The sequence below is a fragment of the Jeotgalibacillus alimentarius genome (genome assembly GCF_000829445.1).
Lineage (GTDB): Bacteria > Bacillota > Bacilli > Bacillales > Jeotgalibacillaceae > Jeotgalibacillus > Jeotgalibacillus alimentarius.
In genome coordinates this window covers 1-14,145 of record NZ_JXRQ01000009.1, presented here as the reverse complement: position 1 = coordinate 14,145, position 14,145 = coordinate 1, and the positions used below count along the sequence as shown (strand labels likewise).

15 protein-coding genes are annotated in these 14,145 nt (G+C 42.2%); 6 read left to right on the top strand and 9 right to left on the bottom strand.

Annotated elements, in window-relative coordinates; translation table 11 throughout:
• Positions 1 to 288: 288 nt before the first annotated feature.
• On the top strand, positions 289 to 1,128 hold the full coding sequence (locus tag KP77_RS02920; RefSeq protein WP_041121250.1) for a transporter substrate-binding domain-containing protein: 840 nt from the start codon (positions 289 to 291) through the stop codon (positions 1,126 to 1,128).
• A gap of 25 nt (positions 1,129 to 1,153) precedes the next feature.
• Entirely contained in the window at positions 1,154 to 1,831 is a 678-nt protein-coding gene (locus tag KP77_RS02915; protein WP_041121249.1) for an amino acid ABC transporter permease, read from the top strand.
• Between the two features lie 36 nt (positions 1,832 to 1,867).
• Here the strand turns inward: KP77_RS02915 and KP77_RS02910 are convergent, their stop codons facing one another.
• From KP77_RS02910 to KP77_RS02885, 6 genes are all read right to left on the bottom strand, one after another.
• Positions 1,868 to 2,869, bottom strand: coding sequence for a sodium:calcium antiporter (locus KP77_RS02910; protein WP_041121248.1), 1,002 nt, complete (start codon positions 2,867 to 2,869; stop codon positions 1,868 to 1,870).
• Between the two features lie 325 nt (positions 2,870 to 3,194).
• The gene (locus tag KP77_RS02905; RefSeq protein ID WP_041121247.1) at positions 3,195 to 3,860 is read right to left on the bottom strand and encodes a uracil-DNA glycosylase; all 666 of its coding nucleotides are present in this window, start codon (positions 3,858 to 3,860) and stop codon (positions 3,195 to 3,197) included.
• A gap of 168 nt (positions 3,861 to 4,028) precedes the next feature.
• Positions 4,029 to 4,964: a manganese-dependent inorganic pyrophosphatase gene (locus KP77_RS02900; protein WP_041121246.1), complete on the bottom strand. Its 936-nt coding sequence runs from the start codon at positions 4,962 to 4,964 to the stop codon at positions 4,029 to 4,031.
• A 170-nt stretch (positions 4,965 to 5,134) separates the two neighbouring features.
• Positions 5,135 to 5,515 (bottom strand): hypothetical protein, encoded by a 381-nt coding sequence (locus KP77_RS02895; protein ID WP_041121245.1) that lies wholly within the window; start codon positions 5,513 to 5,515, stop codon positions 5,135 to 5,137.
• A 450-nt stretch (positions 5,516 to 5,965) separates the two neighbouring features.
• Positions 5,966 to 6,994, bottom strand: a complete 1,029-nt coding sequence (locus KP77_RS02890) for a lactonase family protein (protein ID WP_041121244.1) — start codon at positions 6,992 to 6,994, stop codon at positions 5,966 to 5,968.
• A 60-nt stretch (positions 6,995 to 7,054) separates the two neighbouring features.
• Complete coding sequence (locus KP77_RS02885) at positions 7,055 to 7,981, bottom strand: AEC family transporter (RefSeq protein WP_041121243.1); 927 nt, start codon at positions 7,979 to 7,981, stop codon at positions 7,055 to 7,057.
• A gap of 150 nt (positions 7,982 to 8,131) precedes the next feature.
• On the opposite strand from KP77_RS02885, the gene KP77_RS02880 reads away from it, so the two are divergent.
• From KP77_RS02880 to KP77_RS02870, 3 genes are read left to right on the top strand one after another with little or no spacing between them, the layout of a single operon-like run.
• Positions 8,132 to 8,611 (top strand): membrane protein, encoded by a 480-nt coding sequence (locus tag KP77_RS02880; protein ID WP_041121242.1) that lies wholly within the window; start codon positions 8,132 to 8,134, stop codon positions 8,609 to 8,611.
• A 34-nt stretch (positions 8,612 to 8,645) separates the two neighbouring features.
• Positions 8,646 to 9,479, top strand: coding sequence for an endonuclease VIII (gene nei, locus KP77_RS02875; protein ID WP_041121241.1), 834 nt, complete (start codon positions 8,646 to 8,648; stop codon positions 9,477 to 9,479).
• A 44-nt stretch (positions 9,480 to 9,523) separates the two neighbouring features.
• Complete coding sequence (locus KP77_RS02870) at positions 9,524 to 10,015, top strand: M15 family metallopeptidase (protein WP_235420654.1); 492 nt, start codon at positions 9,524 to 9,526, stop codon at positions 10,013 to 10,015.
• Positions 10,016 to 10,279: 264 nt separating this feature from the next.
• Here the strand turns inward: KP77_RS02870 and KP77_RS02865 are convergent, their stop codons facing one another.
• The 3 genes from KP77_RS02865 to KP77_RS02855 all read right to left on the bottom strand — a co-directional run bounded on the left by KP77_RS02865 (position 10,280) and on the right by KP77_RS02855 (position 13,198).
• Positions 10,280 to 10,909, bottom strand: coding sequence for an HAD family hydrolase (locus KP77_RS02865; RefSeq protein ID WP_041121239.1), 630 nt, complete (start codon positions 10,907 to 10,909; stop codon positions 10,280 to 10,282).
• A 104-nt stretch (positions 10,910 to 11,013) separates the two neighbouring features.
• Positions 11,014 to 12,528: a UDP-N-acetylmuramoyl-L-alanyl-D-glutamate--2,6-diaminopimelate ligase gene (locus KP77_RS02860; RefSeq protein WP_041121238.1), complete on the bottom strand. Its 1,515-nt coding sequence runs from the start codon at positions 12,526 to 12,528 to the stop codon at positions 11,014 to 11,016.
• A gap of 304 nt (positions 12,529 to 12,832) precedes the next feature.
• Positions 12,833 to 13,198, bottom strand: a complete 366-nt coding sequence (locus KP77_RS02855) for a VOC family protein (RefSeq protein WP_235420653.1) — start codon at positions 13,196 to 13,198, stop codon at positions 12,833 to 12,835.
• Positions 13,199 to 13,322: 124 nt separating this feature from the next.
• Between KP77_RS02855 and KP77_RS02850 the strand changes: the two genes are divergently transcribed.
• Positions 13,323 to 13,814: a GNAT family N-acetyltransferase gene (locus KP77_RS02850; protein WP_041121236.1), complete on the top strand. Its 492-nt coding sequence runs from the start codon at positions 13,323 to 13,325 to the stop codon at positions 13,812 to 13,814.
• Positions 13,815 to 14,145 lie beyond the last annotated feature (331 nt).

Genomic DNA, 14,145 nt, shown 5'->3' with positions numbered 1-14,145 from the left:
ACTAAAATTTACGTTCATTATAAAAAAATGTCCGTGGGAAGGTTGCACCTTCCCGCGGACATTTTCAATTATTCACTGGTTTTGTCCCAGCCTCTTTTTAATTTCATCAGCCAACCAATCACCTTTCTTTCAAAAAACATATTTCACTTCCGTTACACCAGCTTTACATATCCCCCCCGTATGTAAGCGTTATCCAAAATATTTCCTGCAGATTTAACCCTTGTGTCATATTTGTTAAAATGCTATGTTTTTAAAGGATTAATTTTAAGGAGGATTTTTAACGTGAATATAAAGAAGTTTAATATTCGTGCGGTTTGTGCAGGACTTTTAGCTGCTGCAGTTCTTGCCGGCTGCGGCTCTGATGATTCATCTTCAGAGGAAACAACGGCCTGGGATGATATACAGGAAGAAGGCGTGCTGAAGGTAGCTACGTCAGGAACACTTTACCCGACATCATTTCACGAGTCAGAAACAGATGAACTGACAGGTTTTGAGGTTGAAGTTGTAAAAGAACTGGCTAACCGCCTGGACCTTGAAGTCGAATGGGAAGAAATCGGTTTTGATGGCATGCTGACAGCTGTTAATACAGGTCAGGTTGATCTTGCGTCAAATGATATTGAAATCACTGAAGAAAGAGAAGAAGATTTCGCCTTCTCTACACCAATTAAATATTCGTATGGTACTGCAATCGTACGTGAAGATGACCTTTCAGGAATTGAAACGTTTGAAGACCTTGAAGGCAAGCGCGCTGCCGGTGCAGCCACTTCTGTCTATATGGACCTTGCGCGCGAATATGGCGCTGAAGAAGTGATCTATGATAATGCAACGAACGAGCAATATCTTCGTGATGTATCTGTGGGTAATACAGACGTGATCTTAAACGATTACTACCTGCAGACATTAGCACTTGAAGCATTTCCGGACCTTGGCATTGTGATTCACCCTGACCTTCAGTACAGCCCGTCAGAGGTTGGTCTTGTGATGAACAAGGATAATGAAGAACTCATTGAGCAGGTGAATACAACACTTGAAGAGATGCTTGAAGACGGCACAATTGCTGAGATTTCAGGTGAATTCTTTGCAGGTCAGGACGTTACGCAAAAGCCTGATATCGATTTTGAACAATAAGGTTTAACAGAAAGGAGCGGCCGCTATGGACGGAATCCGCTGGGATTTATTATTTGACCCTGAGCTTGCGTGGGAATCACTTCCCTATGTCATGTCAGGGATCGGCTATACCCTGCTGATCTCTATTGTCAGTATGGCGGCCGGTCTTGTTCTTGGCTTTTTCATCGCACTTGCGAGAACATCTAAATTCAGTGTTTTACGATGGCCTGCCCGTACGTATATTTCTTTTATGCGCGGGGTGCCTATTCTCGTTATATTATTTCTCTTATATTTCGGAATGCCTGTAATTGGTGTGCAAATACCAGCTATCTATGCAGCTTTGATTGCATTCAGTGTGAATAGTGCAGCTTATATAGCGGAGATTATCAGATCATCTCTTTCTGCAGTGGATAAAGGACAATGGGAATCTTCTAAAGCGCTTGGCCTTACCTACTGGCAGACGATGTATGGCATTATTCTTCCACAGTCTATTAGAACAGCAACGCCGCCACTCGCGAATGTATATCTTGATATCATTAAAGCAACGTCCCTTGCTGCGATCATCACCGTACCTGAAATCTTCCAGCGTGCACGTATTGTTGGCGGACGGGAATTTGACTTTATGACCATGTACATCGTAGTCGCACTGATCTACTGGGGAATCTGTTCACTAATGACAGTTTTCCAGAACTATCTTGAAAAGAGATATGAAGAATACCTATAGAAAATGCCCGCCGGCTCATTGTCCGGCGGGCATTTTTTATGATCCTGTAAAAATGAGGTACGATACTACAAAATATCCGATCACAATCAACAGTGAAGGAAGAATATACGTAAATGTTGAACTTGCTTTCTTTTTAACAACTGAGAACATTACGATGATAGATAAAATTGTTACACCGATTGCGGTGAAAATATGAGAATCAGATACAGCTGAAAGAATAGATCCTCCACGGTAGAAAACATCTGAACCTGCAATGATCAGCATGTTAAAGATGTTACTTCCAAGAATCGATCCGAGTGCAAGGTTCACGTTCTTCAGTCTGAGCGCCACAAACACTGCCACTGCTTCAGGCAGAGAAGTTGTTGCAGCAATCAGAAAACTGCCGACAAAGCTTGAACCAAGCCCTGTAACTACAGCGATCTCATCACCCATAATTGAAAGCACAGTACCTGCTCCCATAATCACAATTGCTGCAATAATAAAGCCAACGACCGCATGCTTCACACTCATCGAAAAGCTCGCAGCCACTTCCTTATCTTCTTCTGGCGCGATTGCCTGCTCAACGCCTCCTGAATTCTCTGGAAGCTTACTGATAATGAGCATCCCAATGATATAAGCAGCTGCAATAATGAATGCATCAAGGCCTATACCAAGGAAGGTCGTATCAATTCTCAGGTAAAGTGCCACCAATGTTAACACTGTCAGCAGAAGTCCAAGCCCTGCAGTATGCAAATGACTGTTACTTGCATCTAAAAAGAGCCTCTTCTTTCTGAAAAACAGGTCAAACCCGGCAATAATAAACAAATTAAACAGGTTTGAACCAAGCATATTTCCAATAGCAATATCCGGGTTATCAATCACAACAGCTGATAAGCTCGTTGTCACTTCCGGTAAAGATGTGGCCCCAGCCAAAAGCAATGTACCGACAAGCATGCCGCCCATTGCTGTCTTTGTGCTGATCACATCTGCATAAGTCGATAACTTAATGGCTGCATAGACCGTTACAATTGCAGCTAATAAAAACCATACAAATACCAATCCGATTCCTCCTCAAATCCTGTTATCGAAAAAAGACCCTTTTATGAGCGCTCACCAAATTGAACACTCATAAAAAGGTCTTGCGTACTCTGCTGATGCAGAGCTCAATGAACCGAGCAGTCAGCCTGCCGTAATGACGATTCATCAACCCGTTAAGGTCGCTACTCCCCTTTTTAGGGACTTATTCGTTTCTACTAATATACCATAATTCACACTGATTGAAACCTATTAACTACATTCATCTAATCGGGGCTTTAGGTATTGATGATCTTTCTGACAATCAGCTCCTATGTCTGTTACAACACGGGCGCGCTACTTTCTGTGATTACTTGTTTTCATGTTTCAATCCCCGTTGCTCAATCAGGTTCTTTAACGTCTTCAGGTCCTCTGTCAATTTCTCTTCCAGGCTTCTGTTATAAAAAATAGCTGCCGGATGAAAAGTCGGAAAGATTTCGTACGTTTCTTCAGTCCAGCTGAATGTGCCGGCATCCGGACTTTCAAGGTATTGAACCGGCTGTTTTAACAATTGCCCGTGGACCTGCGTGACTTTTTTATCTTTACCCGCAAGACGTTGCAGTCCGATATTGCCAAGCGTCACAATCAACGGGGCTCTCACATTTTTCACTTCATAATCAAGGATTGCCGCATGCGCTTTAATCTCACCGGCAGTAGGCGCGCGGTTGTATTTCCGTTTAATCATTTCACCTGTGCTGCGGTCTTTTTTCTCCCCCCATTTATAAGGACGGCTTCTAACAGCACTTGTGATATAGACGTCATCCCGTGTCAGACCAAGAAATTCAAGGGACTGCATCAGTTCCTTACCGGCTCTCCCGCTGAATGGGATGCCATTATGTATTTCAGTTTCCCCGGGCGCTTCTCCCACAAGCATGATGACAGGATTTTCAGGTCCCTCACCATAGACGAAGCCCTCAACCGGATAATCTTTTATTCTTTCTTTCCCCTGTTTTGCCAGTGATTCAGGAATTCTCATCAAAAGCACCTCCATGGTTTTTCATTCCCTTGAATATGCTTATATAAAACAGGGTCATCAAAAGCATCTTGAAAAAGTTCGCGGATTCGTTCTAATAATAAAACTGAAGTAATAGCTTATAATCAGCAAAAGCAGAACCCCTTTATGAAGTTCTGCTTTTTGCTGTCATTATGCTTCTTCGTTGAATGTTTCTGTTAAGACTGGCACGATCTGCTTTTTACGGGAAACAACGCCTTCAAGGAGGGCAGTCTGATTCGTAAACGGTACCTTAAATGCTTTTTCAGCCAGAGATACGTGTGTACCTTTCACGATCATTGTAGAGTTGCTGTTTAAAATATCTGTTACAACGACTGCGAATAAAGATAGTTTCTCTTCTACAATTGCCGCTTCAGCCGCCACTTCAATCTCATCCTGCAGATTCAGAACGTCCTGTGGATCTACTGCATTGATCTGAGCAATCTTCACCTGGTGTCCGCCCATTTCAAAAACTTTGGCATCAAGTGAAATTAACTCTTCTGCTGTTTTCCCGCTCAGGTCTGCACCTGCTTTTAACATTTCAAGTCCATATTCTTCTGCGTTCACACCGGCAATCGTCTCAAGTTCTTTTGCCGCTTTAACGTCTTCTTCCGTGCAGGTCGGCGATTTGAATAGCAGAGAATCTGAAACAATAGCAGACAGCATTAAGCCTGCGATATTCTGAGGGATCTCTACGCCGTGCTCTTTATAAAGCTTTAACAGAATCGTTGCCGTACAGCCAACCGGTTCTGCGCGGAAGTATACCGGGTCACTTGTTTCAAAGTTCGCGATTCTGTGATGATCAATGACTTCAATAACTTTCACTTCATCAAGGTCATCCACACTCTGCTGGCGCTCATTATGATCAACAAGAATAACGCGGTCTGTTTCACCAGCTGCTTTTTCGATCAGTCGAGGCGATTCGGCATTAAACTGCTTGAGTGCATAAGCCGTTTCATCATTAATTTCCCCAAGCCGTACAGCTTCTGTTTCCATACCGATTTCGTTCTTTAAATGTGAATAGGCAATTGCCGATATAATTGTATCTGTATCAGGACTTTTGTGTCCAAAAACCAATGCTTTCGTCATGATATAACTCCTTTATACGGATGATTTTAAATACCTCTTCCATTCTACCAATTTTAGCGCAGGGATTGAAGTGTTATTGCTGATCAGTAAATAATTTCATTCAACGCAAAAAAGAGCGCAGCAGCGCCCTTTCTTTCGAGTTACTAAATGCAACAGCAAAAAAATAGCTGTTATTTTTTTCTTAGCAGCTCCAGCGTTTTCTCAATATTGTTCAGCAACTCCTTATCAGGTACCTGCTTTTTCTCTTCCCTTTTCACAGGACGGTCCATGATGCTGAATGGCTTCTTTGTGTAAGTCGTTGCGCTGAGGTTATCAATCTTTTCTAAAATGGCTACGTGACTGATTCTCACGTATTTTCCTTCTTCATCGTAGAGTTCTTCATTTACACTGATTTGCGTTTTCACTTTTTCCCCTTCAACCAGCCCTTTATCAACAGCTGTTGTCCAGATGAAGCGATTTTCAGCAGAGTCAGTGAAATGAATCACATTCGATAAATGTGACTTAACCCGGGGTTTAACGTGCACTACTTTAAGGTCAATCGTAATCCTCATTCTTTTGCAGACCCTCTCTCTCATATTCTATATGTATAATTTTCCACCCGGCCCAATTCATTACCAATAAAATGAAAAGTACAGAGGACTTTTTCAGTATAAAGGATAGACCACTGGTTTTGTCAATTAGTAACTTTATCCACATAAATCAATATTGTCGATTTTCCTTGCTCTGATAGGATTTAATTATATATATTTTTTTTTGAACTTTTCAATCTATTTTTGATTTATTATACGTTTGTCGAAAAATGTTCATATATTATAGAAAGAATTATTTTTGATATATCTTTAATTTTGATGGATTTGTTTCATTTTGGGGGCACAGGAGGGACGGAGCTTGCTGTGCCAAAATGAGAATGATTCTAAAAATAGCACACTAAGCTCCGTCCCCGGTGTGCCTCCTTAAAAAAACCGCAGACAGTCAAAACACTGCCCGCGGTTTTATGTTAATCATGATTTCGATAAAAACTTCACACATACAGGTTCCGGCACTTCTACTTTCACTCCTGTTTTAGTGAGTCTGCCGGATTCTTTGTCTCGCTTCAGCAGGACAAGTGAGTCACTTTCCTGATTAGCCGCTACAATATAAGCTTCAGACGGATCCAGTACAAAGTCTCTCGGCCAGTTCCCTTCTGTCTCTGCGTATTCAATGTGAGTCAGCTCTCCATTGTCTTCAGCTGAATAGACAGCAATTGAGTTATGCCCTCTATTGCCGGCGTAGACAAATCGGCCGTCTGATGACATATGAATGGCACTTCCCTGACTGTTCTCTGTAAAGTCGCCGGGAATCGCCGGAATTGCCTGAAGCTGTCTGAAGGCTCCGGTACTGCTGTCATAAGCAAGTACAAGCACTTCATTACTCAGCTCTGTCATGACATATGCCAGCGGTTTGTCAGGGTGGAACGTTAAGTGCCTTGGACCGGCACCCGGCTCCGCATTAAACACACCCGCCTGCTTTAACTCTCCGCTCTGATAGGTATATGAAATGATTTCATCCGTTCCAAGGTCGACTGTCACAAGGTATTTACCATCCGGTGTAAAACCGCTGAAATGAGCGTGGGCCGCATCCTGGCGCTCATGGGGCCCTCCACCTTCATGCTGAATCAATGAAAGCTGCTCAGTCACTTTACCAGTTTCTTTATCACGCTTGAATAACGCAATCGTGCCGTCAAGATAAGTAGCTGATGCCGCAAACTCACCGTCCGGACTGACGCTTACGTGACAAGGCGATCCATCCCTTTCATTAACATGAGCAATAGCGGATAAAGAATCCCCAATTCTATATGATGCTATGCCACCAGGTGCAACTGTATACAGGTACTCCTGTTCTGCATCCATATTGACATAGGTAGGACTCTTACTTTCTGCCGCTACCCCTTTTACAGTTAAGTTTTCTTTTTCAGTATCAAGTTCAATCTCATATACACCCTTGCTGGACTTTTTAGTATATGTACCAATAAAACCTCTATATTTTGTCATCAAAATCGCTCCTCTCATCTTTATTATCTTTCCTTATTTTCATGCAGGAAAACGCAAAAATCAAATTAACAGCCATGCAATGAACGGAATTGTGGCAAGACTCAGCAGTGTAGAAGCAAAAATCGTCACAATCGCAGTTTCTTCTTCACTGGTAAACTTGGAAAATAAGACGGCTGTAATCATAGCTGATGGCATAGCTGCCTGAATGACGATCAATTGTGCTGTCCAGCCTGTAAATGAAAAGAGTGATAAGACCCCCATCACTGCAAGTGGAATCACCAGAAGTCTGACTGTAACCGGGAACCAGAGCATTGGGAAAAGTACTTTTTTCCCTCTTTTTAAAAGCGGAGGAAGCAGCATGCCGACATACAACATCGCCATTGGTGCTGCAAGTGCTGCAAGCATCTCAACGAACTGAATCATCATGCCGGGCGGTTTAAAACCGCTAAGCGCAACGATCATCCCAATGACAATTGAAATGACAGGCATATTAATGACAGCCTTGAGCTGACTGATATGGAATTTCCCTTCCGACTGCAGCATGTAAATCACAACCGTATAAACAACCAGACTGAGCCCGGCATCAAAAATTGCTGCAAGAAATCCTCCTGCCGGACCAAAAATCGTAGCAGCAAGCGGGATGCCCAGGAAGCCGGTATTGCCAAGGGCGCCAAGGATCACCATCTTCTTACCGAACATTGAGCGTATTTTCAATAGTACTGTCAGGATTTTAACAAATATGAGTGCACCAATATGATACACAATCGAAATGGCAAAAATCAGTCCCGCTTCTGCCAGCGCATCTCCTGTTAAATCCACACTGAAAACACCATTTAAAATGACAGCCGGCACTGCAATATTTAATATGATTAATATAAGTACTGATTTCACCTCAGCAGTGACATTTACTCTGAGTGCAAAAATTGAGCCTGTCGCAATCATCAGACCCATGACAATAATGGTAGAAATAACTGTTTGAATGTCCATCCTTAAACTTCCCTCAACATTTAATTTTTTCAATCGTACGCTACTTATCCAGATATGTCCAACCGATTTATTTACTGTTCAGGTTTACTGTACGTTTGACCGGGAAACATGACTAGACAATACATGAAAAATAATGTTAGAGGTGCTAATATGTTTCAACTTAAAGATATATGGACTTTCTTATGGTCTTTTCTTCTGGTATTTCCGACCGTATCACTTGTTCACCAGCTTGGACATGCGTTCTTCGCAAGAATTTTTGGCGGAACTTGCACATTTGCACTGGGCAGAGGCAAAAAGCTTTTTGAATTCGGCGGGATCAGTATTCACAGTATTTATTTTCTGGATTCATTTTGTAAATACACTTCACTGAAATATAATAATCGTTTAACCAATACACTCGTTCATCTCGGCGGCGTCATATTTAATTTCGGCTCAATATTAATAATCAATATGTCTATCATGCAAAACCTGATTGATCCTGATATTTTCTTCTATCAGTATTCATATTTCTCACTGTACTTTGCTGCATTTTCACTGCTGCCGGTTAACTTTGGCAACGGTAAGTTCAGTGACGGCTATGCCGCCTACCGTATTGTCAGATACGGAGATGAACTGCAGCTCGAGAATTAATAGATCCACATCATGTTAAAAAGGAAGATGCCCTATGCCTGAAGGTCCTGAAATCAGACGTGCAGCTGACCAGGTTGAAAAAGCTTTGAAAGACCGGCAAGTCATGGAAGTTCACTTTGCATTTGACCACCTGAAGGATTACGAAGACTTTTTCACAGGTGCAAAGGTGTTGAAAATTGATACAGTCGGCAAAGCAATGTTAATGCGTTTTTCAAATGGATTCACAGTCTATACGCACAATCAGCTTTACGGTAAATGGATCGTCAGGAATGCTTACAATTATCCAAAAACCAATCGACAGCTCCGATTCGCCGTTCATAATGAAAAAAAGTCTGCACTGCTATACAGTTCATCAGATATTGAGGTCATGCGCGATGAAGAAGTTCACCTGCATCCTTTTATCCAAAGGGCTGGTCCTGATGTATTAAATGATCAGGTAACAGTGAAAGATCTGATCGAACGGATCTACTGTAAGAAGTTCAGTGGCAGAAGATGGACAGCACTTCTGCTTGATCAGGGCTTTGTAGCGGGGAATGGAAATTATCTGAGGAGTGAGATCTTATTCAAAGCAGGTATTCACCCCTCTCTCAGACCCAAAGACTGCAGCGCGGAGCAAATTAAAGCAGCGGCAGAAGCAATCATTCATTTAACAGTTCAGTCCTATGAAACTGGCGGCATTACAAATGATCTTGACCTCGCAAACAAATTGAAGGCTGAAGGTAAAAAGCGGCCGCAATACAGACACTGGGTGTTCAACCGTGCGGGCCAGTCCTGCAGAATTGATGGTACACCGATCGAGAAAATCACAGCCGCTTCGAGGAGACTTTATTTCTGCCCTACCTGTCAGAAGATTGAGGAACTGAAGTGAAAAAAGTTATTTTTATCGCAGTTTTATTAACCGGTGCAGGCTGGCTGATCTGGAAAGAGCTTCAGCATCGTGAAGAATTACGCAACCGCCCTGTGCCGACCGGGCTTCATCCAATTGTAGAAGAAAAACAGGATGATCTCGTACAAAGGGCTTCTGAGGAAGGTATCAATATTGTCATTACTGATGGCTTCAGATCATTTGAAGAGCAGGATGAAATCTATGCACAGGGACGTACACGAGAGGGGAATATCGTGTCTTATGCTGAAGGTGGAGAATCTTATCATAACTATGGTCTTGCGATAGACTTTGTCCTCCAGACGGACGATGATGTCATTTGGGATCTGGAGTATGATGGAAACGGTAATGGTGAATCTGACTGGATGGAAGTTGTGGAAATTGCGAAAGACCTCGGGTTTACCTGGGGCGGGGATTTCAGAGGATTTAAAGATTATCCCCATTTCGAGATGCGGTTTGGCTTGTCGATCCGCGAGTTGAAGCGTGGAGAGCGTCCGGATGAAGGACCGGTTGTTTATTGAAGGAAAAGCGAAATTAGAGCGAGATATGGCCGGACGCTTGAATAAGTAAAAAGGTGATAGAAATCACATGAAAGGTTATAGATAAAAGTAAAAAAATCATAGATATATCCGGCCGATACTGAAATAAGTTTGATTAACCAGAAAGATAACGCAATTAATCCAATAAGTCATAGATAAAACACCAAAGCTGATAGAAATAACCAACGATCCTCTATTCATCTATATAAAAAGCGATCATTCCACAAACTGGAATGATCGCTTTTTTCAACTCACAATCGAACAAACTTCTTCAATCCTGCTAATGCGATAATCTGCCTGAGATGCTTCTTCTTCTGAGCCAAACCCATATGTACAGAAAATGACCGGGATGTCATGTTCTTTAGCAGCTTCTATATCAGAATAACGATCACCCACCATAAACGCTTCAGATTTTCCGAACTTATCAAAGTGCGCCGTTAAGATATCTCCCTTTTTCTCACCATGGATTGTACCAAGACAGATCGGTTCTGAGAAATAATGTCTGATATCCTGTGAATCCAATATCATATCAAGATAATGAGTGCCGCAGTTTGATGCAGTTGTCAGTGTGTGACCGTTATCTTTTAATTGCTGAAGTGTTTCTTTGACACCAGGGAATAAAATATCCTTCCCTTTTACCAGCTGATCAAGGAATTCACTTCTCCGTCTTCTGATAATCGTAATTTCCTGAGGAGTAGCATCCGGAACAACCTTTGCCCAGAACGCATTTCCTGTTAACCCGTAAGCTGACTGAAGCGTTTCTTTTGACGGCTCCTGAATATGAGGCATGTCTTCTACTGCCAAGTGTAAAGCCTGAAGTAAGTAGTCAGTGGAATCAATAATGGTTCCATCAAGATCGAATAAAATCAGTGCCACATTCTTATCCTCCTGTTTTGTCTTTTTTATTATTATGGCATACTTTCGCCAGGAAGGAAAAAATGAGTGAATGTTCACAATACTTTCCGATTCACATGATGATGTCACTTACACTGTTTGATTCCTTTTACTTGTGTTTTTTTCAGCCTCGTAAAATAGTCTTTAATAATTTCTTCGTCTGAATGAGGAATATATTCTCCTTTAATAATCTGTGCACCGTTAATACATCCGCTCGTCAGCAGAATCAAGTCCCCTTCATTAGACTGGGCCAAGGCTTTTAATACCCCTTCTTTTCTTGTTAAAGAAGTCGTAATTGAAGGATCATAAGGGTTTTTAAATCCAGTCATTACCTGATCAACAACTTTACCTGGATCATGGTGGCCCGGGTGATCGACAGTGACTACGATTTCATCTGCCTGCCCCTCTGCAGTTTCAGCCATACGCGGCATTTTATTAAAATCACGGATACCGATTCCGGCAATCATCGCAATCATTTTCTGATGAGGCAGCTTTTTGGCTTCAGCCAGTAGACTCTTTAATGCAACAGGCGTATGGGCGTAATCGATAATAATCTTGCGGCCGCCATATTCTTCAACAACCTGAAAGCGGCCTTTTGGATTCTCAATGTTTTTTAGTAAAGGAATGATCAGGTCGATGTCAAAACCGTGATGAAGTGCAGTACCTATGGCGCTGAGCAGGTTGTGCACATTGTAATTCCCGTACACAGAAGAATTCACCAGATAAGACTGACCATGGACGAGCAATTCAAACATCGTTCCGCTCTCAGATACATGGCAATTATCAGCAATCAGATCCGCTCCCGAATGCCGGTCGAGGCTATAGGTAATCAGATCCCCCTCAAAGCGGGCTGAGAGTTCTCTGCCCATTTCATCATCGATATTGACAACAGCTGTATCCGCCTGATCAAACAGCATCATTTTTGCTTCTTTATAGTTGGCAAATGTTTTATGATATTCGAGGTGTTCAGTCGAAATGTTAGTATGAATGGCTGTATCAAATTGTATGCCATGCACTCTTTTCTGGTCGATGGCGATAGATGAGACTTCCATTACGACTGCATCATCCTGCCTGTTCGACAGATCATGGAAGATGGCATGCAGATCTGAAGCCTCCGGAGTTGTTGGCGTGCTTTTTTTATAGATAATCTCTTCCTGGGATGCGAAGATACCGTTTGTGCCGATTGAACCAGTCTTCAAACCGCATTGCGTTAACAGCGACTTGACGAATGCAGCGACAGTTGTTTTGCCGTTTGTTCCTGTAACACCAATCGTTTTAATATTCCGCTCAGCCTGCTCATAAAAGTGAATAGCAAATTGGGCAAAAGCTTCACGGCCATCCTCTACTACACCAAATGCGCGGTCAGGATACTGTACTGAAACCTTTTCAATCAGTTTCTGATCAGTACCAATGATCATCATCGCACCATTTTCAATCGCTTCATGCATATGATTGTGCCCGTCTGAGTTTTCTCCCTTCAGGCAAAAAAATACACAATGATCGCCGGCCTGTCTCGAATCGTATGCCATATGACTGACCTGCTTCATCGGTGTATTATAATATGCAGTGATAAACGATAATTGATCTAAATGAATAAACATGTGTCATCCCCTGTCTTTTTTTACTGATACCTATTCCTTTCCCCTAATTTCGACAGAAAATGCACACTTGCTTATATTTAGTTCCCGGGATGTGTTTTATTTAAAATTAAGCTCTGTTAAAGTTGGCTGTTGATTTCCGCTTCAGGGGGAACGCTTTCCGCAGGGCGTGCGGTGAGCCTCCTCGGCTTCGCCTGCGGGGTCTCACCTGTCACGCTTCTCCTGCTGGAGTCGTCCCCCTTCCGCTCCAATCAACAGCAGTGCTAAAACAACATTAAGCTTTAACAAAGCCTAAAATTATAACGGATTATCCATTATCACACTCACATACCATTAAGACATTTCCATCAGGATCTTCAAACGTAAAAAACTCCTCAAATTCAATTTCACTGATGTGATCAGCCTCGAAATCCTTCACATATTCATAACTTTTTTGAATGTCTGTCGTATTAAAATGAAATAATGGTGCACGATGTTTTTTCGATTTCTTATAGATTTTCTGATCCAGTACAAGATTATGACCATCACGCAGCCTCAGCACATATAAATGGCCATTAATGATTTCATTAGTCGGGTCAATACTTAACAGACCGCAATACCAGTCTCTGGCAGCTTCGACATCTTTTACTGCAATAAATGTTGCGCCGATTTTCGGTTGAATAGGGTTTTCCACATACATTCCTCCTCACTGTTCATACAGAACCATTTCCTTATATGTTTCAGTTTTTTCTGCCTGTCTGTTCAATTTGAACAAAGTGTTTTAAGATAGAGAAAAAAGTGTTTATCTGGAGGGTATTATGACTATCATCAGAAAAGCCAATGAAGCCGATATTCCGGCTATGAATGATATCTACAACCAGGCGGTACGTGAGACCGTAGCGACATTTGACTTGAATCCCCATACGCTCGAACAGCGGACAGACTGGTTCAGCCGCTATCAGGACCGCTATCCGCTTTTTACAGCTGAGATTGATGGTGAGGTTGCAGGCTATGGCAGCCTGAGTCCATTTCGCGACAAGGAAGCCTATAGGGATACGGTAGAGCTTTCTATCTATTTATCACCGCGTTTTCAGGGAAATGGATTGGGCAAGAAAATGATGAATGTATTAATTGAGGATGCAAAGAAACGTGGATTTCATACAATTATCAGTGGCATCACAGGTGGGAATGAAGTGAGTGTCAGACTGCATGAACGCTTCGGATTTGAGTTTGTCGGGAATTTTAAAGAGGTTGGCCATAAGTTTGGAGAATGGCAGGATGTCCATTTTTATCAGCTGATTATAAAGTGAAGTAGCATGACGTTTTGGTGTTGCGGCTGAGATCATTTAGCTGCGGGTTAATTCCATCACCTTTTGAGTTTTATCTATCGGGTCGGGTGATGATTGTGACACCTTTTATCCGAATTCGCACTACGCCCTGCCGGCTTCAGATAAATGCGGTACCTATCTACATCATTCTATCACCAATTGAAAGAATTCCATCAGCTTTAACCTTCATTCTATCGCGGTCAATCCAATGAAAAAAGAGGCTGGGACAAAACCAGTGAATAATTGAAAATGTCCGCGGGAAGGTGCAACCTTCCCACGGACATTTTTTTATAATGAACGTAAATTTTAGTAC

Bases quoted from the DNA above. Each gene is read 5' to 3' on its own strand.
- KP77_RS02915 (WP_041121249.1), top strand. From the start codon at position 1,154: ATGGACGGAATCCGCTGGGATTTATTATTTGACCCTGAGCTTGCGTGG.
- KP77_RS02905 (WP_041121247.1), bottom strand. From the start codon at position 3,860: ATGAGAATTCCTGAATCACTGGCAAAACAGGGGAAAGAAAGAATAAAA.
- KP77_RS02900 (WP_041121246.1), bottom strand. From the start codon at position 4,964: ATGACGAAAGCATTGGTTTTTGGACACAAAAGTCCTGATACAGATACA.
- KP77_RS02895 (WP_041121245.1), bottom strand. From the start codon at position 5,515: ATGAGGATTACGATTGACCTTAAAGTAGTGCACGTTAAACCCCGGGTT.
- KP77_RS02890 (WP_041121244.1), bottom strand. From the start codon at position 6,994: ATGACAAAATATAGAGGTTTTATTGGTACATATACTAAAAAGTCCAGC.
- KP77_RS02885 (WP_041121243.1), bottom strand. From the start codon at position 7,981: ATGGACATTCAAACAGTTATTTCTACCATTATTGTCATGGGTCTGATG.
- KP77_RS02880 (WP_041121242.1), top strand. From the start codon at position 8,132: ATGTTTCAACTTAAAGATATATGGACTTTCTTATGGTCTTTTCTTCTG.
- nei (WP_041121241.1), top strand. From the start codon at position 8,646: ATGCCTGAAGGTCCTGAAATCAGACGTGCAGCTGACCAGGTTGAAAAA.
- KP77_RS02860 (WP_041121238.1), bottom strand. From the start codon at position 12,528: ATGTTTATTCATTTAGATCAATTATCGTTTATCACTGCATATTATAAT.
- KP77_RS02850 (WP_041121236.1), top strand. From the start codon at position 13,323: ATGACTATCATCAGAAAAGCCAATGAAGCCGATATTCCGGCTATGAAT.